Origin of the sequence: Acidobacterium sp. S8 (genome assembly GCF_009765985.1) — a bacterium.
Lineage (GTDB): Bacteria > Acidobacteriota > Terriglobia > Terriglobales > Acidobacteriaceae > Alloacidobacterium.
Map to the genome: position 1 here is coordinate 193476 of NZ_LMUM01000028.1, position 22413 is coordinate 215888.

Below are 22413 nucleotides of genomic sequence, written 5' to 3' on the forward strand. Positions count from 1 at the left end.
TTTGAGGTATAAAGTGAACCATTTTCTAACGCATCACATAGCCGCCATCGACTGAGATCGACTGGCCTGTAACATAGCTGGCTCTGTCGCTGCAAAGCCACAGGACGGCATCCGCAATCTCCTCGGGTCGCCCCAATCGCTTCATCGGGACGAAGGTCTTCAGCATCTTGTCCAGCTCTGGTCCTTGCCCCTCGGCGATCATTTTGTCGGACATCGGGGTTTGGATCATGCCGGGACAAACGTCGTTTACGCGGATGCCTCGCGTAGCGTATTCAAGCGCCGCGCTCTTCGTAAAACCGATGACGCCGTGTTTGGCGGCGTGGTACGTTCCGCGCTGGTTTCCTCCGATAAGGCCTCCGAGCGAAGAGCAGTTCACAATGGCTCCGCTGCCTTGTTTGCGCATCTGCTGCAGTTCAAACTTCATGCAACTCCACACGCCGCGCAGGTTGATGCCCATCACGCGATCGTAGTCGTCACGGGGAGAATCAGCCGTTTCCGCAAGTACATTCTGAATGCCTGCGTTGTTATAAGCCGCATCGAGTTGTCCAAAAGCAGCAACGGTCTGCTTCACCATGGATTCCACCTGCGCGTCATCCGACACGTCACAGCGGACGGCCAGCGTTTTATGACCTTTGCTCGCGAGATCTTTCGCTGCGTCCTGCACATCCTTTTCATTCCAGTCGGCCAGCACTACGGACGCGCCAGCTTCCGCAAATGCCTTCGCCGTCGCAAGTCCCAATCCAGACGCTGCACCTGTTACGAGAGCCACTTTATTTTCAAACGATATCTGCATACTGATTCCTTCACCTTCAACTGTGTTTGCTATTTTTGCAGTCTGGCCGATGCGATGGGCTGACGAGCGACGCAAAGGTCAACAGGATTCTGAGCCGGCGTTCGTCTGCGAGCGTCTCTCATCGCCCTACCAACGATTGATGGAATGGTGAATAGCGCGCTCCCTCCACCTTGACCTTTGAAGATGCTTCCTCAAGAGCCTGAACATCCTGATCTGTGAGTTCGATAGTCGCACCGCCCAGATTTTCTTCCAGACGTGAAAGCTTGGTTGTGCCAGGAATCGGAACAATCCAGGGCTTCTTCGCGAGAAGCCACGCAAGCGCGATCTGTGCCGGCGTAGCATTCTTTCGTTCCGCGAACGCGGTGACGACATCAACCAGTGCCTGGTTGGTCTTGCGATTCTCGGAATTGAAGCGTGGACTGGTATTGCGAAAGTCTGTGCTGCCGAACTTCGTCTCTGCGTCGATCTTGCCCGTCAGGAAGCCTTTGCCAAGCGGACTGAAGGGAACGAAGCCAATGCCGAGTTCTTCAAGCGTAGGCATCACCGTCTCTTCCGGCTCTTGCCAGAACAGCGAGTATTCACTCTGGAGCGCGGCAACGGGCTGGACAGCGTGAGCGCGGCGGATAGTTTTCGCGCTTGCTTCCGACATGCCGAAATGCTTCACCTTGCCTTCCTGAATGAGCTTCTTCACTGCGCCCGCCACATCTTCGATGGGAACATTCAGGTCGACGCGATGCTGATAGTAGAGATCGATGACATCCACTTTGAGCCGCTTGAGCGATTCCTCTGCTACCTTCTTGATGTGTTCGGGACGGCTATTCAGAGCACTCCACTTGCCATCGTCATTGGGATTCGCCTCCCACCCGAACTTCGTCGCGATCACGATGCGGTCACGAAACGGTGCGAGGGCTTCTCCGACAAGCTCTTCGTTTGTGTATGGGCCGTAGACTTCGGCGGTGTCGAAGAAGGTGACGCCACGCTCGACGGCGGCGCGGATGAGTTTGATGGCTTCTGATTTTTCCGTAGCGGGGCCGAAGCCGAAGCTCAAACCCATGCAGCCGAGGCCGAGTGCTGAGACCTCGAGGCCGCTGTTTCCTAATGTGCGCTTTTGCATCATTTTCTCCTGTGTCGATGGCGCCATAGTCCATCTGCTACAAGTGTAGGCAGTAAGCGTCTATGAGACTAGATGGTTCCAGGTTTAAAGAGTTATGAGTAAAATTCATGAATTATGAGAAACGATCTCGGAGAGCTTTCGGCATTTGCAATCGTGGCGGAAGAGCGCAGCTTCACGCGCGCCGCGGCCCGCTTGGGTATTTCTCAATCCGCGCTGAGCCATTCTATTCGCGGGATCGAGAAACGGTTGGGGCTTCAACTGCTCGCGCGAACAACGCGAAGTGTCTCCCCGACCGCAGCAGGCACAGCGCTTCTTCATGAACTCGCGCCTGCCCTGGAGCGGATCGAGCGAGCAGTTGCAGAGGCGCGGAAGCAAAGAGAGACTCCGTCCGGTCGGATACGACTCATCATCCCGCGAACGGCGACTAAAGCGGTGGTTCTGCCGAAGCTGGCTCAGTTTGCTCGCACCTATCCTGAAATCGTGTTGGAGGTCACTTCTTCCAACGACCCTGTCGATCTCGTAGCCGGAGAGTACGACGCAGGTGTGCAGCTTGGTGAATTCATTCAACGGGACATGATTGCCGCCCGGGTGACGAAAGAGATGCGTCTCGCTGTAGTTGGATCTCCAAAGTATTTCGAGTCAAACAGCATCCCGAAACATCCGCAGGATCTGAAAGATCACGCTTGCATCGGCTTCCGTTTCAGCAATGGACTATACCGGTGGGAGTTTGAGAAGGGCCGCAAGGCGCTCACCGTCAGTCCTCAGGGACCTGCATCGTTCGACGATCCGGAACTCGTCATCCAGGCTGTGCTCAGAGGCGTAGGAATCGGAACAGCGATGGAGGGTTCACTGAGGGACTTAATCAAAGCGGGACGTTTGGTTCAGGTTCTGAAAGACTGGTGCCCGTCCTTCCCCGGATATTTTCTGTACTATCCCAGCCGCCGGAATCAACCTGCCGCATTAGCCGCTCTGATTGACACCCTTCGAGTATCGGATTGATCATGAGTCCGGTTTCAGCTCTTTCAAGTAACGATTAGCGCTCTACTGCTGATCGATCAGTGGATGAAGAGAACCCGACTTCGCAGGACTAAATTAAGCGAGCACCGGCTCTTTTTGGCGGGCCAGAATGTGGGCCGCGACCAGGGCAGCGGTGAAGCCTGCCCCGGCGCCGATACTGAGCGCCCATCGAGGGCCGAATTGGTTGGCAACCCAACCGATGATCGGTGCGCCGATGGGTGTTCCCCCGAGTGCAATGCCAACCCGCAGGGCCATCACTCGGCCTCGCATCGCTGGTTCTGTTGAGAGTTGCATGATGCTATTCGTGCCGTTGGTGAAAATCACGCCAGCAGCGCCGAGGATCATGAGAGCAGCGCCAAACCACCAGTATCCAGGCGCCAGTGCGGCCAGAGTGCAGCCGAGCCCGAAGACCCCAGCACCTGCCAAAAGAGACGCCAGGCTTGGCTTCTGTCGACCGGCAGCGAACAAGGCTCCTGAGAGGGTGCCCACCGCCATGATCGAGGAGAGCAGGCCGAAACCGCGGGCATCGGAGTGGAAGACATTCACGGCCATGGTGGAAATGAAGATGGGAAAGTTCAAGCCAAATGTGCCGATCAGAAACAACATGATGAGGATCGCCCTGAGGTCTGGTTTTCTCCACACATAGCGAAGCCCATCCAAGAATCCAGATGCAGTCCGATGCGCCCTGGCACTTGTACGCAATTCCGAGAGACGGAAGAAAGACATCGAGATCACAACCGCAGCGAATGAGAGCCCGTTTAGAAGAAAAGCCCATCCAATGCCAACCCTTGCGATGAGCAAACCAGCGACTGCCGGACCGATCATCTGGGCCGCATTGAACGAGGTTGAGTTCAACGCCACGGCGTTCGGCAGATCCGCATCGCCTACCATCTCTGCCACGAAGGTCTGTCTCACCGGCGCATCCAGCGCAGCAGCGGAACCGGACAGGAAGGCGAACACATACACATGCCAGAGACGGACGACTCCTGCGATCGTAAGAACTCCCAGCATGACCGCAAGCACGCCCATCGTCGCCTGGGTGAGCATCAGGAGCTTGCGCTGATTCAAGCGGTCCGCAGCCGATCCCGTCCAGGGCAGGAACAAAAGCTGCGGAGCAAACTGAAGGCCCATCACGATACCCAGCGCTGACGCATCGCGATGAGTCAGTTGTGTCAGCACGAGCCAATCCTGAGCAACGCGCTGCATCCACGTGCCTACGTTGGAAACCAGGCCGCCCGCAGTCCACAAGCGGAAGTTGAAGCTTCTCAGCGAACGAAAGGTGCCCGACACTCCGTCCTTCATGGACGCGACGAAGTGTTGCCACCATGAAACTGGCCGAAGTGACGCGCCGAAAAAATGCTGATGAGCAGCGCGCCCAGGCCGAAGGCGAGGATGTGGGTTATCCCCCGCGGATCGAAAGCCCCAACGTGCGCGACCAGCAGATAGCCAATCACCGCATTGGAGAATCCCCAAACAACATTGACCGTCGAAGACGAGAGCCCTTTGCCGGGCGGTTTGGCGAAAGGACTCTGAAAGGGATGTCCCATCGTGCCCGCGACAAAATGAGGAATCGCGTTTGCCGCAAAAACGCCCCCAAAGAAGTACGACACAAGCCAAAGCCAATTCATGAAGCAGCGTTCCTTTCTTTCAACAATTTTTCGAACAGCGAGATGATTTTTTCGTCGACCCTGTCTCGCCAACACGAGGAAAGGGAAGCAGAGGTTCAATCCTCAATCAGCCGCGTAAGCAGTTCGAGTGCCGCCTGAAGCTTCGCCTGCTCGCGAACAGACAGCTTCCGGGAGATGGTCGCGGTGAGCCAGTCCTGTCTCGCAGCTCTGCCTTCCTCAAGCCACTTCAGGCACTTAGGCGTGAGAGACATCAGAGTCTGCCGCCCATCGCTCGGGTCAGGTGCGCCGCTGACCAGCTCGGACTCCTGTAAGGGCAAAACTATCGCGCTCATCGACTGCGGGCGCATGCCTTCCGCTCGCGCCAGACTTGAAACCGTGGCCGAGCCATTTTCGAGTCGAAGAAGAACCGAAGCCTGAGACGGCGTCAGATCGTTGCCACCCCCATGCTCGCGTAAGCGCAGCTTGAGCTTGCGGTATACGGCACGGATTTCGGTAGCAAGCGTCCGAGCGAGCTCGGATTGAGTAGAAGACTTTCGAATACGCACAAAATCAGTGTTGCATATCTACAGTTAAACTGTAAAGATTGCCTGTACACATCTCACGTCCACCACGCTCTTCAAATCTTCGTGCAACTCCAGCCGGATGTGGCATTATCCTTTTGTCCATCATGGATTCCACTACTGAAGCAACCAACATGAGCGCAAACGTCAAACAAGCAGTGCCTTTCTTCGGCGTAACGGACATGGAATCTTCCCTGAGGTTCTATGTCGATGGCCTCGGATTTGCGATCAAGCGTTATTGGATTCCGGATCGTGATGAGGAATATCCCGCCAACGGCAAAATTCGCTGGTGCTGGCTTGAGCTTGGAGATGCCGCGATCATGCTTCAGGAGTTCATGCCGCAACGTCGGCCAAAGGAAACGCTCGGCACTGGCGTTTCGGTAAACTTCATGTGCGAAGACGCGCTCGCACTCTATCGCGAGTTCAAATCGCGGGGCATTCAGATGCGGAACCGCCCCTCCGTGGGAAATGGCTTATGGGTTGTACCTGTTACGGATCCTGATGGCTATCGCATTGAGTTTGCAAGTCCGACCGATGCACCAGAAGAAACCGAACTGGAAGAATCGGTGTAATTCCTCGGAAGACTCGCTTCTCGTCACAAGCCAAAGAAACTGCAGCTGTCCGTAGTGGGTCCTGAAATGAGCCGCTCAAATCCCGCCTCATCTCGGCTGTTCGTTGAACCCTCGTCCGTTCTGGATCATGGGTATACATCTTTCTGCTCGCGCTGCTCTCGTTTTTGCCTGCTTGGCGCTTGAGATGTGGAAGACGTATGACTTCCTCCGTCCCGGTGTGAGCGCATTGAAGGACACCTTTAAAGCCGCGTTATTGTTCAACAGGGTCTGCAGTTCCTCGGGAATGGTGTACTCGGACGGCTTCCTGAGTTCTACCTTCTTCCCGGCCTCTTCCAGTTCGATGGCTTCGTAGAGGTACTTTCTCAGGGACGACTGTAAGGCCGTTATTTCCTTGATCGAAGTGAATTTTATCCACCGCCCCGCCTGCGTGTGCTCTCCGGCTTTTTCAAGAACGTGCCTGGGGTCTTTGAGCAGAGCGCCTTTGAAGAAGGCAAGCGCGCACGACTCCTTGAGCGGAATCACAATCGCGACGTTTTTCTTCAAAAAGGTGAAGCAGGGTTTGCCCCACTTGAGTTCTTCGGTCAGGTCACAGCCAAGCGCAATCTCCCGCAGCTTATCCGTTTCATTCTGCCACTTCTTCGCGTAGGGAACCTGCATTGCCTTTCCCTTTCTCTGGATTTCAAATCGCCGCGTTGGTCGCCAGCCGAGAGGGAATCCACTCCGGGGCGAGGGTGTTGAGCTCATCGACGACGTGGAGCTAGCATACCGCGCTGCGCAGCATAATTCCTCATGAACGCGCTTCTGGTGAGCGCTCAATGGATGATGAGAACCCATGTCCTGAGATTCAGTTTTCATCGAGTAAATTTCGGACGGAGTGCAGCGCTGCTTAGCACCCTCGCAGTATGATGTCGAACATGGCGTTCAACCAAGAGATCAGCGAAGCAATACGCTCCTATGCGACCGCACAACTGATCGACAACCTGTGTCAAGAGCATTTTCTTATCTCTAATCCATAAACGTCTGATATCGCGGAATATTTGTTCAAACGGAGATTGGCAGAGAATTATGGGTTAAAAATCTATACTTGAAATAGAGGGAATGTTTGCATACCTCGATCCCGAGTCCGGGCTTCTATGCAGGCGTGAAATGGACAAAAAGGGGAGGACCCCCCGCTAAGTCATTGAAAACACTAGAACGAACCTAAGCCTTTAGATATCAACAGGTTAGCGGGGGATCATCCCCCGCTAACCTGTTGAAAATAAAAGAAATGAAGAGGACAGAGAGGGGGGAGGGGGTACCCCGTTAGCTGGTGGCATGTGGATCGATCTTGAGCTTCGACCCTGTACTCCACTCCGTCATCGGCGTAATCGTCTTCACCTCGTTGTCGCGATGTTTCCAGCTTCCCCGGATGAAGTCACGATTCATCGTCGCAATCACTTCCAGCGGAATCTCCTTCGGGCAGGCACCCGTGCATTCCCCGATATTGGTGCAGCCGCCGAACGATTCGGTATTCATCTGCGCCACCATGTTGATCGCGCGATGATCGCGCTCCACCTCGCCTTGAGGCAGCACGCTCAGGTGCGCAATCTTGGCTCCGGTAAACAGCGCAGCCGACGCATTCGGGCACGCAGCCACGCAGGCTCCGCAGCCGATGCAAGCCGCGGCATCCATCGCGCGATCGGCAATCTCTTTGCCCACCAGGATAGTGTTGCCGTCAGGAGCATTGCCCGTCGAAACCGAAACGTATCCGCCAGAGGCAATAATGCGATCGAACGAGCGCCGATCGACAATCAAATCTTTGATCTCCGGAAAGGCAGAGGCGCGCCACGGCTCGATCACCAGCTCCTGCCCGTCCTTGAAGTGACGCATCGTGAGCTGGCAAACGGTTGTAGCCGGCATCGGCCCATGAGCAACGCCGTTGATCATGAACCCGCACGACCCGCAGATACCTTCGCGGCAATCGTGCTCAAAAGCCACCGGCTCCTCGCCGCGCTCGATAAGCGTTTCATTCAGCACGTCGAGGCATTCCAGCATCGACATCTCCGGATTCACGTCGTTCACCGGATAATCAACGAACTGGCCCTTGTCTTTCGGCCCCTTTTGACGCCAGATTTTCAGCGTTAGTTTCATTACTTGTAGCTCCTCTGGCTGGGATGAACGTAATTGAATTCGAGCGGCTCTTTATACAGCTCTTCGCGATTGCCCGGTCCCTGATATCCCCACGCAGCAACGTAGGAATAGTGCTCATCGTCGCGCTGCGCTTCGCCGTCCGGAGTCTGATACTCCTCGCGGAAATGGCCGCCGCACGACTCATTACGCTCCAGGGCATCGGTACACATCAGCTCGCCGAGCTCGAAGAAGTCAGCTACGCGTCCAGCCTTCTCCAGGCTCTGGTTCAGGTCGTCGCCGCTGCCCGGAACATTGACGTTCTGCCAGTATTCCTCGCGCAGCGCGCGAATCTGGCCGATCGCCCTCTGCAATCCCTCAGCCGTGCGCGACATGCCGCACTCGTCCCACATGATCTTGCCCAGCTCGCGGTGGAACGAATCGACGGTCCGCTTGCCCTTGATCGAAAGCAGCTTCTCGGTCATCTGCCGCACACTGGAAACCGTGCTGCGAACTTCTTCGTTCGAAGCGTCCACCTTGCCCAGCTTGTTCGACGCCAGGTAATTGCCCACAGTGTAGGGAATGATGAAGTATCCATCCGAGAGACCCTGCATCAGCGCGCTCGCGCCAAGCCGGTTCGCGCCGTGATCGGAGAAGTTCGCTTCACCCAGCACAAACAGCCCGGGAATCGTGCTCTGCAGGTTGTAGTCCACCCACAGCCCGCCCATCGTGTAGTGGATCGCCGGATAGATACGCATCGGAACCTTGTAGGGGTTCTCATCCGTAATGCGCTGGTACATATCGAAGAGGTTGCCGTAGCGTTCCCGAATTGTGTGCTCGCCCAGCCGCTTGATGGCATCGCCGAAGTCGAGATAGACGCCGAGTCCGGACTCGCCAACGCCGCGCCCTTCGTCGCAGACAGCCTTCGCGTTGCGCGAAGCCACGTCGCGCGGTACAAGATTGCCGAAGCTCGGATAGCGCCGCTCAAGATAGTAATCGCGCTCCGCCTCAGGAATCTGATCCGGAGACCGCTTATCGCCCTTCTTCAGCGGCACCCAGATGCGCCCATCGTTACGCAGAGATTCACTCATCAGCGTCAGCTTCGACTGGTAGTCGCCCGAAACCGGAATGCACGTCGGGTGAATCTGCGTGTAGCAGGGATTGGCAAACAGCGCCCCGCGCTTATGCGCGCGCCAGCTCGCCGTAACGTTCGATCCCTTGGCATTGGTCGAGAGATAGTAGACGTTTCCGTATCCACCAGTCCCCAGAATCACCGCATCGCCAATATGCGTATCGATCTCGCCCGTAACCAGATTGCGCGTCACGATGCCGCGAGCCTTGCCATCGATCACGATCAGGTCCAGCATCTCGGTGCGCGAGTACATCGTCACCGTGCCCGCCTGAATCTGCCGCTCTAACGCCTGGTACGCGCCGAGAAGCAGCTGCTGACCCGTCTGCCCACGCGCATAGAAGGTACGCGAAACCTGCGCCCCGCCGAATGAGCGGTTCGTCAGCGTGCCGCCGTACTCACGCGCAAACGGCACCCCCTGCGCCACGCACTGGTCGATGATGCTCACGCTGATCTGTGCCAGCCGGTAGACATTGGCCTCGCGTGCGCGGAAGTCGCCGCCCTTCACCGTGTCATAGAAGAGCCGGTATACGCTATCGCCATCATTCTGGTAGTTCTTGGCTGCGTTGATGCCGCCCTGCGCAGCAATCGAGTGCGCGCGGCGCGGCGAATCCTGGAAGCAGAAGCACTTGATGTTGTAGCCCAGCTCACCCAGCGTAGCCGCAGCCGAAGCCCCCGCCAGGCCGGAGCCGACGACGATAATCGTATGTTTGCGCTTGTTGGCCGGATTCACCAGCTTGAGATCGAAGCGCGCCTTGTCCCATGCCTGCTCAATCGGGCCGGTAGGTAGTTTTCCGTCGAGTGTCATTTACTTTACGATCCCCAGCAAAACGCTAATCGGAATGGAAATGTATCCAAGAACAATCAGCACGGCGATAATCGCAGCCGCGCCCTTCAGGATAGGAGTGTGCCGCGGATGATTGAAGCCCACCGACTGAAACATGCTCCAGAGACCATGGCGCAGGTGCAATCCAAGCAGGCAGATGGAGAAGATGTACCAAACCGAAACCCACCACACGCTGAACCCGGCAACGACGTTGTGATACACATCGCCTTCGATAAACTGCGATTCCGGATGAATATATCCGGCAGTGAACTGCAGCAGATGGAAGATGACGAAGGCCAGAACAATGGGGCCGGACCAGTACATCGTCCGCGAAGCATACGAAGACTTAATCGCTTCCTTACGCGAATACCTGACCGGCCGCGCCTTCTTCTTAAGGAGTGCAAGCTGCACCGTAGCCGTAATATGCAACAGAACAGAGATGATCAGCACAATGCGAACCGGCCAGAGCAGCTCCCCAATACTGTGCAGAAAATGGCCGTAGGCATTCAGCTTCGCCGGGCCTTCAAAAATTTGCAGGTTTCCCGCCAGGTGGCCAATGACGAAAAGGAACAGGATCGATCCTGTCACCGCCATCACGACCTTCTTGCCGTTCGTCGAGCCCCAGAAGCTGGCTTTCCCGCTCTTTGGCAGATTCACTGCAGTTGTGCTCATTGGCTTCTTTCCATCGCGTGATTGTTTTCAAACAACATGGATCTTCCTTGCTGACTTAATAGTCATTTATGTCCGGTGACAAAGCAATGCGAGCCGGTCGAAGTTGTAGCCCGTGCATCCGCTGCAGAGAACTGACCTGAACCCTGCTAAATCTTTTAGAGGTATCACCCTTTATTATTGGTGCGCGGAACAATGACCGTCAAGAATCTGAGGCACTTCCGTCAACTCTGCTCAAAATTGCCCTTGCGGAAGCTTGTTGAGCAATGCCGCAAAAGCCTTGCCGCGATGGCTCAAAGACTGTTTCCTCACCAGATCGATCTCCGCCATCGTCTTACCCAGTTCCGGCAGATAAAAGAGCGGATCATACCCAAACCCGCCCGTTCCCCGAGGTTCCTGCACGATTTCACCCTCAACCGAGCCTTCAGCCGTGATCAGTACCTCGCCCTTTCGAGCCGCCGCGATCACACAGCGGTAACGAGCTGTAATCTTTTCGCCCTTGTGCGCAGTCAGCCGCTCGAGAAGATATCGATTATTCCGCTCGTCCGTGCTTGCCTCCGTCGGTGCTGCAAAGCCTACGTCATCGGCAAATCGAGCGGAGCGCACACCAGGCTCTCCATTCAATCCGTCTACCTCCAGCCCTGAATCGTCTGCAATGATCAGATCTTCGGGCGAAAATTTGCTGTAATAGGCAGCCTTTAGCCAGGCATTGTCCTCGAAGGTCAGACCATCTTCATCAGGAGCAGGAATGTTTTTGAGATCAGGCAGCGGAAGCACATCGAATTGGTAAACCTCGGCGGCTGCGGCAAAATCGCGCAGCTTACCCTGATTGCTGCTGGCTATATAAAGAGTCGACATCGTATATAGATTAAGCCAGACAGAAATCCTCTCCCCTCTTGACAACTTCTCCACGCCCGTCCAGAGGTGCAATTTCCAGATGCTGTGATAGGGTGTTTTCAATCTGTGAGGCGGTAAATTGCGGCCATGATCTGGAATGATGTGAAGTACGCACTGCGTCAGTTGGCGAAAACTCCGGGCTTTACTCTCACTGCGGTTTTTACCCTCGCGCTCGGCATCGGCGTCAATGCGGCCATGTTCTCCGTCATCGATCAGGTACTACTGCGGCCGCTGCCCTATCAGAATGCAGAACGTCTCATCCGTTTCGGTGGCCGGTCGCAGAGCGGCAACGATTTTTCCTCTTCGTCCCTGCCCGATGCAAAAGACTTCGCCGCGCGCAGTCATTCGTTGCAAGGCGTAATTTACTACTCGTACAAGTTTGCCTCTGTCAGCGGAACCGATGAGCCGAAGCTCACCCCGCAGGTCATCAGCAGCACGAATCTATTCGACGCATTAGGTGTGCGGCCACTCCTTGGGCGCACCTTTATCGAAGACGACGCCAAGCCGGGAAGAAGCAATGTGCTGATACTGAGCTATGGCGTCTGGAAGGATCAGTTCCATAGCGATGAGAGCGTCGTCGGACGCTCGATCAAGATCAATGACGACCCTTACACGATCATCGGAGTTCTGCCGCAGGGAATGGGTTTCCCCGGCGACAGCCCCGACGGCCTTTTATACGCGCCCATGGATACCAGTGATCCCTCCCTGCAGGATCGCGGAAATGCGGGGCTAACGCTTGTTGGGCTGCTGCGCCCCGGTGTCCAGCCTGCTCAGGCTCAGGCCGAACTGAACGGCATCCGCCAGCAGTTGTTGAAGGAGTATCCAAAAGACGAAGGAAAAGATCCGATCCGCGTCATTCCTTATCGAGATTCGTTGACTCCAAAAATCCGTCCCGCGCTGCATGCTCTCAGTTTCGCTGTAATCGCGGTGTGGCTCATTGCCTGCGCGAACGTTGCCGGCCTCATGCTCACGCGCGCAAATACCCGCCGCAGAGAAATTGCGATTCGTTCCGCTCTCGGCGCCATGCGGCGCAGATTGGTGCAGCAGTTTCTTACGGAATGCCTGCTGTTGGCAGTCTTTGGAGGAACAGCAGGCTTGGGTATCGCCGCTCTGATCCTGCGCATGCTGCGTCACTATCTCTCAAGCGAGGTCATCTATGGGGCAGATATTCATATCAATGGATGGGTTTGCGCCTTCTTGTTCATGGCCTCCTGCCTCTCGGCTGTGTTCTTCGGACTGCTTCCTTCCTGGATTGCAGCCAATGCTCCTGCGCAGGAGGGATTGCGTGATAATTCGGCAGCTGCCGGAAGCAGCAGGAGACAGGCATTCTGGCGGGATGCGGTTGTCGTCGGAGAGATAACACTGACACTGGCATTGCTGATTGCCGCTGGCCTCATGATCCGAACCTTGTTCCTTCTTCAGCATGCGCGCTTAGGGTTTGTAGCAGAAAACGTCGTCACCGGGCAGATGTTCCTTCCCACGCACGGCAATAGCCTGTTTGGCTTGCAGTTCAATTCTGAAAAATCTCCGGATATGATCAAGATCTTCTATACACCGCTGCTCGATAAGCTCGCGCATATGCCCGGAATCAGTAATGTCAGCTTGGAGACAGTGCGCCCTATGCAGCCGAACTGGTCATTCACCAGCGGCATATGGGTGCATGGGCGGCCAAAGCCAAACGCTGCCGATGCGCAGAATGCGGCTGTCCGCGCTATGAATCCGGGATATTTCCCGACCTTTGGAATCCGGCTGTTGAAAGGCCGCTTTTTCAACGATCAGGACACGTCGGATTCCCCACTCGTTGCCATCGTGAATCAGGCCTTTGCAAAAATGGTGTTTCCCAATGAGGATCCGATTGGCAAACAGATTAATGTCAGTGACAAAGATACAAATGGCCCGCGCGGATGGGCAACGATCGTCGGCATCGCGGATGATGTTCGCCAGATCTCCGCTGGAGACAATGCCTTACCTGAGTTTGATCTCAACCTGATGCAGTTGACTCCTAAGGACGAGCTCTATCCCATCCTCGTATCATTCATCATGAATGTCTCCGTGCGGACTCACCTGCCTCTGGATGTTACGGAGAAATCCATTCGCACCGCCGTGCACCAGCTTCAGCCCGATATAGCCTTTGATAATCTCGCGCCGATGAAACAGATTGTGGAAGATTCCATGGGTAACCAGACGCTTGGGGCTCGGCTGCTGGGCATCTTCGGTCTGGCTGCGCTGCTCATTGCCGTTGCCGGAATCTACGGTTTGCTCTCATACTCTGTAAGCCAACGCACACGCGAATTCGGCGTGCGTCTTGCGCTGGGTTCCTCGCAGAATCGTGTCGCATGGCTGGTGTTGCGTCATGCCTGTGCGCTGCTTGCCATCGGTGTTGCTGCTGGCATCGCAATCGCCGTTGCCGCCAGCGGAGTCATGCGGGCCTTCATCTATGGCTTTCACGGATATGACATATTCACCGTCTTTGCGGTAGCTGCAATTCTCGCAATCTGCGGACTCATCGCAAGTTATATTCCGGCGCGTCGTGCAGCTGGTGTAGACCCCATGGAGGCCTTGCGCTCGGAATGAAGTTGCTCTCGGTCATCTTTGTTGCAGCATTCGCCGTTTCTCAAGTATCGGCACAAACAGCAACCACCTCGCTCACTGCAGATGTCGTCATCAAGCGCATCATCGCAGCCACAGGCGCAACGCCGCCCGACAATACCGTAGACACCATCAAGGCAGGCGATCCGAATACGGTTGTGACCGGCATCGTCACCACTTTCCTCGATACCTATCAGGTGTTAGAGCAGGCCGTAGCCGATGGGAAAAATCTCATCGTGACCCACGAGCCTACCTTCTACAACCATCCGGACGATATGTCTGTCCTCGGCAACGATCCGGTGCAGGCGCAGAAGCTGGCCTATATCAAAGAACATCACCTGGTCGTCTGGCGATTCCATGACACGTGGCACCTCCGCAAACCAGACGGCATCCTCGAAGGCGTCATCGATGAGTTTGGCTGGAGGCCTTACCAAAGCAGCGCGGACCCGCACCTCTTCACCTTGCCGCCAACTACGGTATCCCAGTTAGCTGCCACCCTGCGATCCAAGGCAGGCTCACGGTTGATTCGCGTCGTGGGCGATCCTAATATGTCGGTCACGCACATCGGGTTGCTCCCGGGAGCATCCGGCTTGCAGAAGCAGGTCAAAATGCTGGAACGCGATGATGTTCAGGTGCTTGTCGCAGGCGAAGCATCCGAATGGGAGACGGTGGAATACGTCCGGGACGCCGCCAGACAGGGAAGACAGAAGGCCTTGATCTTGCTCGGCCACGAAGTCTCAGAAGAAGCAGGCATGAGTTATTGCGCTCAATGGCTGAAGGGCGTTCTGCCGGGCATCCCTGTCGAGTTCGTAAAAGCGGGCGAACCATTCTGGGCGCCCCGATAGCCGGCTTAAACCAGTAAAAATCTAGTCGTCATTCTGAGCTGAAGGCCGAAGAATCCCCAACCATCTGAGCTCGAAATCCTTCCTCCGGTCGGCTCAGAATGACGAGGCAATAGCAGCTGCTAATGAGGAGCTAGAGCCAGCCTTTAGAGCGTGCAATCCGCGCTGCTTCCACCCGATTCGAAGCACCCAGCTTGCTGATAGCCTCTGAGAGGTAATTCCGTACCGTGCCTTCAGAAAGATGCAGTTCATCGGCGATCTCAGTGCTGGATTTGCCTTCACCCGCGCGCCAGAGAATCTGCCGCTCGCGTTCGGTCAGCGGATCGGGATCGGCGCTCCATGCCTCCGCAGCCAGGTCGGGATCGACGACGCGCAGTCCGCGATGCACACGTCGCACCGCTTCTGCGAGTTCCGACGCCGGACGATCTTTGAGCAGATAGCCCTTGGCTCCGGCATCCAGCGCCCGTCGCAGATACCCGGGCCGCGCAAATGTAGTCAGAATTACGACGCGCGTCTTCGGATAACGGTCATTCACCTCGCTGGCGAGTGTCAGTCCAGTCATCTCCGGCATTTCGATATCGGTCACCAGAACGTCTGGAGAATACTTTCCCACCGCCGTCAGAGCCTCGCGACCATTGCGGGCCCGCGCGCAAACGGCAATATCTGACTCGGTTTCAAGCAATGCGGCCAGAGCGCCCAGCACCATCGCCTGATCTTCCGCAACAATGACTTGGATTTTCTTATTCATGCCGATCTCACCGGGATGTCGATCGAAAGACGGGTACCCTCCTTGCCGTCAATGCTGAACTTCCCGCCGAGGCTCTCAATACGCTCCCGCATGCCGCGAAGCCCGTTTCCTTCCTGCCGTATGTTGCCGCGGCCGTTGTCTTCTACAGTAAGCGATGTGCGTTCTTTTTCTGTATCGAAGCGCATAAGGCATTGGCTGGCCTGTGCATGGCGCACGATGTTCGTAACCGCCTCGCGCACCGCCAGGGCGAGCACCGTTTCTTCTGCAGGCAAGAGAGATGGCGGCTTCGATTCGCAGGTGAGTATTACGCCTGCTGCATCCAGCGTGCGATGGGCTCGTTCAATTTCAGCTATAAGGCCTTCGGAGCGATATCCCCGAATCGCCTCACGTACTTCGCTCAATGCCTTGCGCGAAACTTGTTCGACCTCGCCTATTTCCTGACGCGCCCGCTGTGGATCGCGTTCGAAGAGGCGTCCCGCTAATTCTGACTTCAGAACGATGACGGAGAGAGTATGCCCTAGAACATCATGAAGATCACGCGCAATGCGTTCACGCTCGGCAAGCTTGGCGAGTTGCTCGATCTCCTCCTGAGCCAGTTGGAGCGTGGCTTTCGATCGGATCTTTTGTGATGTAAGAAGGTTTGTTCCGCCGACGACGACGCAGAAAAATGCTGGAAATCCCCAGGCCCACGGGCTGATGTGTAGCAAGTATCCTTCAAGTGCAATGGCGCCGCAGAGAGAAGCAATGGTACCGGCGACGAGTCCGAGCGAGTCACTGATGAAGGGGATGAAGGCTGCAACGTAGACCAGCATGCCACACGCCGAGTTGTTATAGGGCAGATACAGTAGGCCGAGAGCAAACATTGCTATGAGTAATAAATAACTCTGAACTTTTGTGCGTGCGAACACCAATCCGGAATAAATAGCGAGGAACACGCCATAGACCGCGGCAAATTCCAGCCAGTAGCGCAGATTGCGGCGGGCTATCGGCTCAATGAAAAAGAAAACGGAGTAGACCAGCCATACGTAGTCATAGAGACGGTTCTTATCTGGCCAGCCGCTCCGACGTCGCGCGTCGCCAGGCACCGTGTGAACACGAACTGCCTCATAAGCCTGTTCGGGAGTTACTTTGTCGCAGCCGCTTGCCAGCGAATGCCACACTCCAGGCGGCATCCTTGATGAAGATTCGGATTTATGGTTCTCTTCCACGTTGCTATGCCTTTGCTTCGCTGCGAGTAAAGATTAGCCACGAGGCGCCCAGCATCAGGCAGGTAAATCCAGCTAAAGCTTCCCAATGAATGAGCGTAGCACTCGAACGAGCATAGCCAAAGACGTTTAACGCAAGTTGTGCGTAATGATAAGTCGGTAGCACGACTGCCGTTTTCTGTAGCCAGTGGGGCAGCACTTCGATCGGCATCCACAGGCCTGAACAGAAAGACATAGGAAGATAAATCAGATTGATCACACCAGGTGCTGCATTGGGCGGCATGATCAGGGACAGCAGCAAGCCGAGGCTGGCGAAGGGAATTGAACCAATGATGACGACTCCGGCCAAATGGAAAATTTGGCCCGGTGTCGCATGTACGCCGCCTAAAGTCAGTCCCAGCGTCATGAGCATAGCAACGATCACGACTCCGAAGGCCATGCAAGTGAGCACTTTTGCCCCAAGATAAGCCACGCGAGGCATCGGGCTTGCCTGCTTTACCTCCAGCCAACCCTGCGCGCGCTCAGCGGAAATGCCCGCTCCAAGATTGAACAGCGCCGCGGCGATCATACCGAAGCAGCTGTATCCCGCTACTAGATATTGAGCGTAGTTGAGTCCCGGGCCGGTGTGCCTGTTCGTCACTCCGAAGAGCAGATAGAACATGATAGGAAAGCCCAATGTAGCCAGCGAGAACATCCGATTGCGGAGAGCCTTCAGGAATTCGTAGCGCGTCTCCTTGACAAAGAGGTTTAGATAATAGGGTGTGCCCAGCGATACTGGACGAATTGCAGATGTAGCCATGGTATTGTCCCTTCTCTACTGGTTGACTGATTTTGTTAGTGCGAGGAACGCATCTTCCAGCGCTGCTGCGGAGATCTCCAGATCGTGCAGAGTCTCGTCCCTCTGCAGCATGACCCGAATCACCGACTCGGGATGGCTCGTCGTGATAACCAGAGCGTCCCGGTCTTCGACGATATCCGTCACCGTTGGCAGGGTCCGAACAAAATCCCGTTCGAGGCGTGTGACGCAACGAATACGGCGGCCGGAGACGCGGTTCTTGATCTCGGTAGGCGTACCTTCCGCCACCATGAAACCTTTGTTCATGACAAGAATGCGATTCGCGAGAGCGTCGGCTTCTTCGAGGTAGTGCGTGGTCAGCAGCACGCTCTTTCCGCGAGCGGAAAGCAAGCGAATCTGTGTCCATAGATTGCGTCGCGCCTCGATGTCCATGCCGACAGTGGGTTCGTCGAGAAAGACAAGCTCCGGATCGCCGCAAAGGGCCAGCCCGAAGAGCGCACGCTGCTTCTGTCCCCCAGATAGCTTGCCGAAGAATTTATCTTCGATGCCTTCGAGTCCGGCGATGCGAACTACTTCATTAGCGGACAACGGTTTCGGATAGTAGCTGCGAAAGAGATCGATATGCTCGCGTACACGCAGGTTTTCCGGAACCTTGGCCACCTGCAGCATGGCGCCGATCCGCGTCCGCGCAGAGGAGTCGCGTGGATTGCGTCCGAGAACACGCACGCTGCCGGAGGTCGGGGAAATAAGTCCCAACAGAAGACGGATCGCCGTCGTTTTACCTGCTCCATTCGGGCCTAGCAACGAGACGATCTCGCCTGGATAAATCTCAAAGGAAAAATGATCCAAGGCAGTATTTGTTCCGTATCGCTTTGTCACCGAATGCAGTCGCGCAATTTCCCCGCCACTGTGAGAGGGCATCAATTCTTCTTCTGTTTGTTCGGCGGAAACCGTGAGAGTCGACATCTTGCCTCCTCGTGCTTACAGGAGACAGAATGCAACTTAGCGCGGACGAAAATCAGTGGAGTCTGTCACAAATCCGGGATGACAGTTGTCATGTAGACGTGCCCGCAGGAACCCATTCCATTTCGATGAGGCCCGGAAGTTGAGCGATATCATTCAATACACCAGGGTTCTTCTTCGAATCCTTGTGTGCAGGCCAGCGCACCTCCAATTCGAATTTCTTCAGGTGCGTTTGCATCTGGTGCTTCACGGAAACGGAGCGAACTGCGATTCTCGCCGATTCCAAAAGTCGCCGCAGCTCAGTTTCAGAAATACCATCGTCCGAAAGCGTTAAGCACAAAGTCGCCTGTTGTTGCTCTTCAATTCTCGTCTCTAGCCAGTGCAGTGTGGAAAGAATAATAAAGCCAAGTACTGCGGCGACGGAACCGAGTATGATCTGTCCTCCGCCGAGGCAGAGGCCGACAACTGTGGCGAACCACATCGTCGCTGCCGTCGTCACTCCGATGACCAAATTGTCTTTGCGGAGAATCGCTCCGGCGCCGATAAATCCCACCCCGGTGAGGATGCCGAGGGGCAGGCGCATCAGATCCATCACGGCATAGGAATCATGCGGCTTGCCATTCGTCGGCAGCAGCAGGTTCATCTGGATCATGGCAATCGACGCAGCGAGTGCCACCAGCATCGTCGTACGCAGTCCAGCGGGATTGCCATGCTTGCTGCGGTTCGTGCCTAACAGTGCGCCTGCCAGCAGCGTGATGACAATCCTTATAGCTATCGTTTGCCAGGTGATCTCGACGGGCATGCAACTCCTTCTGAACAGAATCGTCTGGTTCGATGAAGATGCGGCGCAAATGGTGGCCAGCAAAGATCAGAAATCGTGCTGCCAGAGAGCGGCTCCGCCGAGCAATCCATCTTCGTTCGAAATAACAGTCACGTTTTCAGCCAGCTTAAAGGTGATCTCTTTAGCGTTTCCACCGCCAATATAAAGATGATCCCAGTTGAAAGTCGCCACGGTCTGCGCGACGGCCTTCTCGACCAGTTTGTTCCAGTGCTTTTTCCCGTATTTCTTGAAGCCGCGTTTTCCCAGGAAGTCTTCGTAGGTCTTGTCCTTGATCCACGGATGATGGCCCAGCTCGAGACCGGGGCATAAGTGGCCTTCGGTATAGATGGCGGAGCCGAGGCCGGTGCCAAGAGTCAGAATCATCTCTACGCCTTTACCGCGGATCGCCGCGAAGCCTTGCACAGCAGCGTCGTTGGCTATGCGTGCAGGTTTCTTCCAGCGTTTCTCAAGCTCGCCCTGCAAGTTGAATCCGACCCATTTCGGATGTAGATTGACGGCGGTAAAGATCGTGCCGCGCTTGACCACTCCCGGAAACCCTACTGAGACTCGATCGAAGGAGGGCACCTTTTTCTTGAGTAGTTCAAGTGTCGCCAGAACTTTATCTGGCGTGGGATTTTTTGGCGTTGGCGTGCGCAAGCGCTCAGTAAGCGGCTTTCCGTTTGAATCGAGCAACATGATCTTGAGGCCGGTTCCACCGACATCGATGCACAGGGTGTCTGGAGCTTTGCGCTTAATTTTAGTTGGCATACGAAAGCAATATACCGTGCTTGAGAGGTATGTGGCTAAACAGCTGTGATGAACCTCAGTGCAGCGGGAAGCAATGAATCGACGCTTTCGGTTGTGTCGAGCTCCAGCTTGTCGCCCAGGATAGGCTCGAAGGCAGCCTTCACTCGAAGGTAGAGATCAAAATCGCGATTGCGCGCAGGGTGATTCGAATCTGCGATACGAAGGCGGCTTTCCGCGGCCTCATCGGAGCATGTTAATAACAGGATCCGCCATGGCGCTCCGGATTTCTCAGCCGCTGTGATCACCTCTTCGATCTGCGCATTGCGTGAGAAGGTGCGGCCATCAAAGAAGATATATTCTCCGCGGCGATGTTGTGTAAGATACGCTGCTGCATCGATCATGGCATGCATACAGAGAGCGTCCTGTTCTGCTGTGTAGTCAGTCATTGGGCCGGGAAACAGGGAATCCCGGACGCGGTCCTTATCGAGAATGGTTGCCGCATTCAATTTCGCTGCGAGTGCTTTGGCCAGCGTGCTTTTTCCTGTTGCGGGTAGTCCCGCCAGCAATATCCAGACGGCGATGGGATTTCTCCTGGTTGGTTTGAATATCTGATTCATTCTGGCATGCCTGCGTATGAATTGCCGGCAGCCAAAATAAACGGTGCCGCAGTTGGCCTACGGCACCGTTTATTTTGGCTGAATCGTTACGTTTTTGCTAGGGTGCGAGTGTGTTGATCAGGGCAGGCTTCGGACTACCCCACCCGGTGACAAGATCGTAGCCCGTAACTGCGGAATACGAGCCTGATGTGCCGCTGGTGATGTCGTGGAAGTCGGTGCCATATGTGGCTGTCACGTTCTGTGGATAGATGATTGGATTCAGGTAGCCGACTTTCGAGCTCCCCTCAGATGCCAGCTGCTGGTTCACGAGTGCGATGAAGCCGGCCCACATGGGAGCTGCGAAGCTGGTGCCGCCGTACTCGTTCGCCAGGCAGGTTGTCTGGTCAGAGCATGTGTAGAAGGTGAAGTTAGCATTAGCTGACACATCGGGTCCGTTGCGATAGGTTGTGGAGCCCTTGTTGCTGGAGTTGATGACGCCGGAAAGTTTTTGCCACGAGGGGATTGCGATCTTATCCGGCGAGATTCCTCCGCCGCTGTCGGCCCAGGCTGTCTCAGACTTCCATGCGCCACCTGCGCTGGCCGTTATGAGGTCGGTGCCTCCGACCGAGACGACGTACGCATCGTCGGCGGGCCATGCCTCATTTCTTCTCGACCATGTTGAAGAGTCGCCGGATGCGGCAAAGAAGGTCTGTCCCTGAGTTGCCATCCTCTCGAAGTAGGGGTCGAGTGTGCTGGGGTCGGCGGGTGTCCATCCCCACGAGCAGCCTATGGTCGTAGGCAGGGGACTGTGGGTTGTCATCGAGCTGAGAATCGCCGTATCTGTCGAGCCGATATACATGACCAGACTCGACAGGCCGGGCGCCATGCCGAGGGCCTGGGTCATATCGAGGGTCTGTTCGGTATCGTCGCATCGGCCGCCTGCGCGACTGTCGACGCAGGAAGTGCTTGTGCCGTCGACGGAGACCAGGGAGACGGGAACCTTGTTGGTCTGCCCCACATTCTTGTAGTACGTGGTCAGATCGGCAAGATCGGTGCCTTCGTACTCGAAGAGGCCGAGGTTCTGGCCAGCACCGGTCAGAGCCGTTCCATCGTAATAGGCTGCACGCATATCGCTGCCCAGGAAGGAAGCTGATGGTCCAGAGCCGGTGGTAGCGTGACTTACAAGCGTCTTCGGATCAATTCCATGTGCCTTGGCATACTCGGTCTTGCTGATCAGTAACGGATGTGGAAGGGAATAGTTGTCCAGTCCGGAGACGTGCCATAACGGAAAGGACAGAGTGGTCGTTGGTTCGCGGTCCGCCGAGTAGAATATGCGATTCTCGGTGGGATGCCGGTACAGGCGCATGGTTAGGTTGAAGGCGGATTCCACCGCGGAAACCGGTCCTTTCACCTCTACATTCATGCCATCTCTTGATCCGCCGGTAACGGTGAGACCGTTGGCTTTGGCGAACTTGAGGACGGCGTCATAGTCTGCCTGGCTTGGTCCGAACCGATCGGTAAATTCGGAGACGGTAAGAAAATGCCGATAAGAGGGATTTTCCGGATTGTAGAGATCTTCCAGGAGCAAGTCGAGACCAGCGTGATCGCGTAACGGCAAGACGATATTGAGGCTCATGATCTGTGTTGGAGCGAGTCGTCCAACGGGAGACGAGAGCTTATCGCGTACGGTATCGCGGACGTGACGCGTGGCCGTGTATTGGGCGCGGGTGATTGCAGTACCGAATAAGAGGGTGAGTGTTGCGAGCAAGACTGCTCGACATCTTCTCGACGAAGTA

At 55.7% G+C, this 22413-nt stretch carries 22 protein-coding genes; 4 read left to right on the top strand and 18 right to left on the bottom strand.

From position 1 onward, the window contains the following. Positions 1-25: 25 nt before the first annotated feature. Both GSQ86_RS12660 and GSQ86_RS12665 read right to left on the bottom strand, forming a co-directional pair. Complete coding sequence (locus tag GSQ86_RS12660) at positions 26-793, bottom strand: SDR family NAD(P)-dependent oxidoreductase (protein ID WP_158750307.1); 768 nt, start codon at positions 791-793, stop codon at positions 26-28. A 118-nt stretch (positions 794-911) separates the two neighbouring features. Continuing rightward, entirely contained in the window at positions 912-1907 is a 996-nt protein-coding gene (locus tag GSQ86_RS12665; protein WP_158750456.1) for an aldo/keto reductase, read from the bottom strand. A gap of 114 nt (positions 1908-2021) precedes the next feature. Here GSQ86_RS12665 and GSQ86_RS23675 point away from each other — a divergent pair, with 114 nt between their 5' ends. Next, positions 2022-2906: a LysR family transcriptional regulator gene (locus GSQ86_RS23675; protein WP_158750308.1), complete on the top strand. Its 885-nt coding sequence runs from the start codon at positions 2022-2024 to the stop codon at positions 2904-2906. A gap of 93 nt (positions 2907-2999) precedes the next feature. Here GSQ86_RS23675 and GSQ86_RS12675 read toward each other — a convergent pair whose 3' ends face one another. The 3 genes from GSQ86_RS12675 to GSQ86_RS12685 form a co-directional block, all read right to left on the bottom strand. Continuing rightward, complete coding sequence (locus tag GSQ86_RS12675) at positions 3000-4214, bottom strand: MFS transporter (protein WP_254062345.1); 1215 nt, start codon at positions 4212-4214, stop codon at positions 3000-3002. An 8-nt stretch (positions 4215-4222) separates the two neighbouring features. Then, the gene (locus tag GSQ86_RS12680) at positions 4223-4552 is read right to left on the bottom strand and encodes a hypothetical protein (RefSeq protein ID WP_158750310.1); all 330 of its coding nucleotides are present in this window, start codon (positions 4550-4552) and stop codon (positions 4223-4225) included. Between the two features lie 95 nt (positions 4553-4647). Then, on the bottom strand, positions 4648-5097 hold the full coding sequence (locus tag GSQ86_RS12685; RefSeq protein WP_158750311.1) for a MarR family winged helix-turn-helix transcriptional regulator: 450 nt from the start codon (positions 5095-5097) through the stop codon (positions 4648-4650). Positions 5098-5246: 149 nt separating this feature from the next. On the opposite strand from GSQ86_RS12685, the gene GSQ86_RS12690 reads away from it, so the two are divergent. Continuing rightward, positions 5247-5684 carry a VOC family protein gene (locus GSQ86_RS12690; protein ID WP_158750312.1) on the top strand — a complete coding sequence of 146 codons (438 nt, stop codon included), beginning with the start codon at positions 5247-5249 and terminating at the stop codon, positions 5682-5684. Positions 5685-5771: 87 nt separating this feature from the next. Here GSQ86_RS12690 and GSQ86_RS12695 read toward each other — a convergent pair whose 3' ends face one another. The 5 genes from GSQ86_RS12695 to rdgB form a co-directional block, all read right to left on the bottom strand. Then, positions 5772-6341, bottom strand: a complete 570-nt coding sequence (locus GSQ86_RS12695) for a YdeI family protein (protein WP_158750313.1) — start codon at positions 6339-6341, stop codon at positions 5772-5774. A 645-nt stretch (positions 6342-6986) separates the two neighbouring features. Continuing rightward, positions 6987-7814, bottom strand: a complete 828-nt coding sequence (locus GSQ86_RS12700) for a succinate dehydrogenase/fumarate reductase iron-sulfur subunit (protein ID WP_158750314.1) — start codon at positions 7812-7814, stop codon at positions 6987-6989. Further along, the gene (locus tag GSQ86_RS12705; RefSeq protein WP_158750315.1) at positions 7814-9727 is read right to left on the bottom strand and encodes a fumarate reductase/succinate dehydrogenase flavoprotein subunit; all 1914 of its coding nucleotides are present in this window, start codon (positions 9725-9727) and stop codon (positions 7814-7816) included. Before GSQ86_RS12705 ends, GSQ86_RS12700 begins: the two co-directional genes overlap by 1 nt. Next, on the bottom strand, positions 9728-10417 hold the full coding sequence (locus tag GSQ86_RS12710; RefSeq protein WP_158750316.1) for a succinate dehydrogenase cytochrome b subunit: 690 nt from the start codon (positions 10415-10417) through the stop codon (positions 9728-9730). A 231-nt stretch (positions 10418-10648) separates the two neighbouring features. Next, positions 10649-11272, bottom strand: a complete 624-nt coding sequence (rdgB, locus tag GSQ86_RS12715) for an RdgB/HAM1 family non-canonical purine NTP pyrophosphatase (protein WP_158750317.1) — start codon at positions 11270-11272, stop codon at positions 10649-10651. Positions 11273-11398: 126 nt separating this feature from the next. On the opposite strand from rdgB, the gene GSQ86_RS12720 reads away from it, so the two are divergent. Both GSQ86_RS12720 and GSQ86_RS12725 read left to right on the top strand, forming a co-directional pair. After that, complete coding sequence (locus tag GSQ86_RS12720) at positions 11399-13885, top strand: ABC transporter permease (RefSeq protein ID WP_158750318.1); 2487 nt, start codon at positions 11399-11401, stop codon at positions 13883-13885. Then, on the top strand, positions 13882-14745 hold the full coding sequence (locus GSQ86_RS12725; protein ID WP_158750319.1) for a Nif3-like dinuclear metal center hexameric protein: 864 nt from the start codon (positions 13882-13884) through the stop codon (positions 14743-14745). The genes GSQ86_RS12720 and GSQ86_RS12725 overlap by 4 nt, the downstream gene beginning before the upstream one ends. A gap of 130 nt (positions 14746-14875) precedes the next feature. Here the strand turns inward: GSQ86_RS12725 and GSQ86_RS12730 are convergent, their stop codons facing one another. The 8 genes from GSQ86_RS12730 to GSQ86_RS12765 form a co-directional block, all read right to left on the bottom strand. Next, positions 14876-15490, bottom strand: coding sequence for a response regulator transcription factor (locus GSQ86_RS12730; protein WP_158750320.1), 615 nt, complete (start codon positions 15488-15490; stop codon positions 14876-14878). Further along, entirely contained in the window at positions 15487-16662 is a 1176-nt protein-coding gene (locus GSQ86_RS12735; protein WP_216841132.1) for a sensor histidine kinase, read from the bottom strand. The genes GSQ86_RS12730 and GSQ86_RS12735 overlap by 4 nt, the downstream gene beginning before the upstream one ends. 40 nt (positions 16663-16702) lie before the next feature. Continuing rightward, a complete protein-coding gene (locus GSQ86_RS12740) occupies positions 16703-17494 on the bottom strand; it encodes an ABC transporter permease (RefSeq protein WP_158750322.1) in 792 nt (263 codons plus the stop codon). A 15-nt stretch (positions 17495-17509) separates the two neighbouring features. Further along, positions 17510-18457, bottom strand: a complete 948-nt coding sequence (locus GSQ86_RS12745; protein WP_254062346.1) for an ABC transporter ATP-binding protein — start codon at positions 18455-18457, stop codon at positions 17510-17512. 88 nt (positions 18458-18545) lie between these two features. After that, positions 18546-19256, bottom strand: coding sequence for an MgtC/SapB family protein (locus GSQ86_RS12750; protein ID WP_158750323.1), 711 nt, complete (start codon positions 19254-19256; stop codon positions 18546-18548). A gap of 66 nt (positions 19257-19322) precedes the next feature. Continuing rightward, on the bottom strand, positions 19323-20042 hold the full coding sequence (locus GSQ86_RS12755) for an ROK family protein (RefSeq protein ID WP_158750324.1): 720 nt from the start codon (positions 20040-20042) through the stop codon (positions 19323-19325). 35 nt (positions 20043-20077) lie between these two features. Then, complete coding sequence (locus tag GSQ86_RS12760) at positions 20078-20638, bottom strand: AAA family ATPase (RefSeq protein WP_158750325.1); 561 nt, start codon at positions 20636-20638, stop codon at positions 20078-20080. Positions 20639-20735: 97 nt separating this feature from the next. Further along, the gene (locus GSQ86_RS12765; protein ID WP_216841133.1) at positions 20736-22385 is read right to left on the bottom strand and encodes a protease pro-enzyme activation domain-containing protein; all 1650 of its coding nucleotides are present in this window, start codon (positions 22383-22385) and stop codon (positions 20736-20738) included. Positions 22386-22413 lie beyond the last annotated feature (28 nt).

Excerpts from the sequence above, each read along its gene's own strand:
- GSQ86_RS23675 (WP_158750308.1), top strand. The coding sequence starts at position 2,022 with ATGAGAAACGATCTCGGAGAGCTTTCGGCATTTGCAATCGTGGCGGAA.
- GSQ86_RS12745 (WP_254062346.1), bottom strand. The coding sequence starts at position 18,457 with ATGTCGACTCTCACGGTTTCCGCCGAACAAACAGAAGAAGAATTGATG.
- GSQ86_RS12760 (WP_158750325.1), bottom strand. The coding sequence starts at position 20,638 with ATGAATCAGATATTCAAACCAACCAGGAGAAATCCCATCGCCGTCTGG.
- GSQ86_RS12660 (WP_158750307.1), bottom strand. The coding sequence starts at position 793 with ATGCAGATATCGTTTGAAAATAAAGTGGCTCTCGTAACAGGTGCAGCG.
- GSQ86_RS12680 (WP_158750310.1), bottom strand. The coding sequence starts at position 4,552 with ATGAATTGGCTTTGGCTTGTGTCGTACTTCTTTGGGGGCGTTTTTGCG.
- GSQ86_RS12720 (WP_158750318.1), top strand. The coding sequence starts at position 11,399 with ATGATCTGGAATGATGTGAAGTACGCACTGCGTCAGTTGGCGAAAACT.
- GSQ86_RS12725 (WP_158750319.1), top strand. The coding sequence starts at position 13,882 with ATGAAGTTGCTCTCGGTCATCTTTGTTGCAGCATTCGCCGTTTCTCAA.
- GSQ86_RS12705 (WP_158750315.1), bottom strand. The coding sequence starts at position 9,727 with ATGACACTCGACGGAAAACTACCTACCGGCCCGATTGAGCAGGCATGG.
- GSQ86_RS12755 (WP_158750324.1), bottom strand. The coding sequence starts at position 20,042 with ATGCCAACTAAAATTAAGCGCAAAGCTCCAGACACCCTGTGCATCGAT.
- GSQ86_RS12710 (WP_158750316.1), bottom strand. The coding sequence starts at position 10,417 with ATGAGCACAACTGCAGTGAATCTGCCAAAGAGCGGGAAAGCCAGCTTC.
- GSQ86_RS12730 (WP_158750320.1), bottom strand. The coding sequence starts at position 15,490 with ATGAATAAGAAAATCCAAGTCATTGTTGCGGAAGATCAGGCGATGGTG.
- GSQ86_RS12740 (WP_158750322.1), bottom strand. The coding sequence starts at position 17,494 with ATGGCTACATCTGCAATTCGTCCAGTATCGCTGGGCACACCCTATTAT.
- GSQ86_RS12695 (WP_158750313.1), bottom strand. The coding sequence starts at position 6,341 with ATGCAGGTTCCCTACGCGAAGAAGTGGCAGAATGAAACGGATAAGCTG.
- rdgB (WP_158750317.1), bottom strand. The coding sequence starts at position 11,272 with ATGTCGACTCTTTATATAGCCAGCAGCAATCAGGGTAAGCTGCGCGAT.
- GSQ86_RS12690 (WP_158750312.1), top strand. The coding sequence starts at position 5,247 with ATGAGCGCAAACGTCAAACAAGCAGTGCCTTTCTTCGGCGTAACGGAC.
- GSQ86_RS12700 (WP_158750314.1), bottom strand. The coding sequence starts at position 7,814 with ATGAAACTAACGCTGAAAATCTGGCGTCAAAAGGGGCCGAAAGACAAG.
- GSQ86_RS12665 (WP_158750456.1), bottom strand. The coding sequence starts at position 1,907 with ATGCAAAAGCGCACATTAGGAAACAGCGGCCTCGAGGTCTCAGCACTC.
- GSQ86_RS12750 (WP_158750323.1), bottom strand. The coding sequence starts at position 19,256 with ATGCCCGTCGAGATCACCTGGCAAACGATAGCTATAAGGATTGTCATC.
- GSQ86_RS12735 (WP_216841132.1), bottom strand. The coding sequence starts at position 16,662 with ATGCCGCCTGGAGTGTGGCATTCGCTGGCAAGCGGCTGCGACAAAGTA.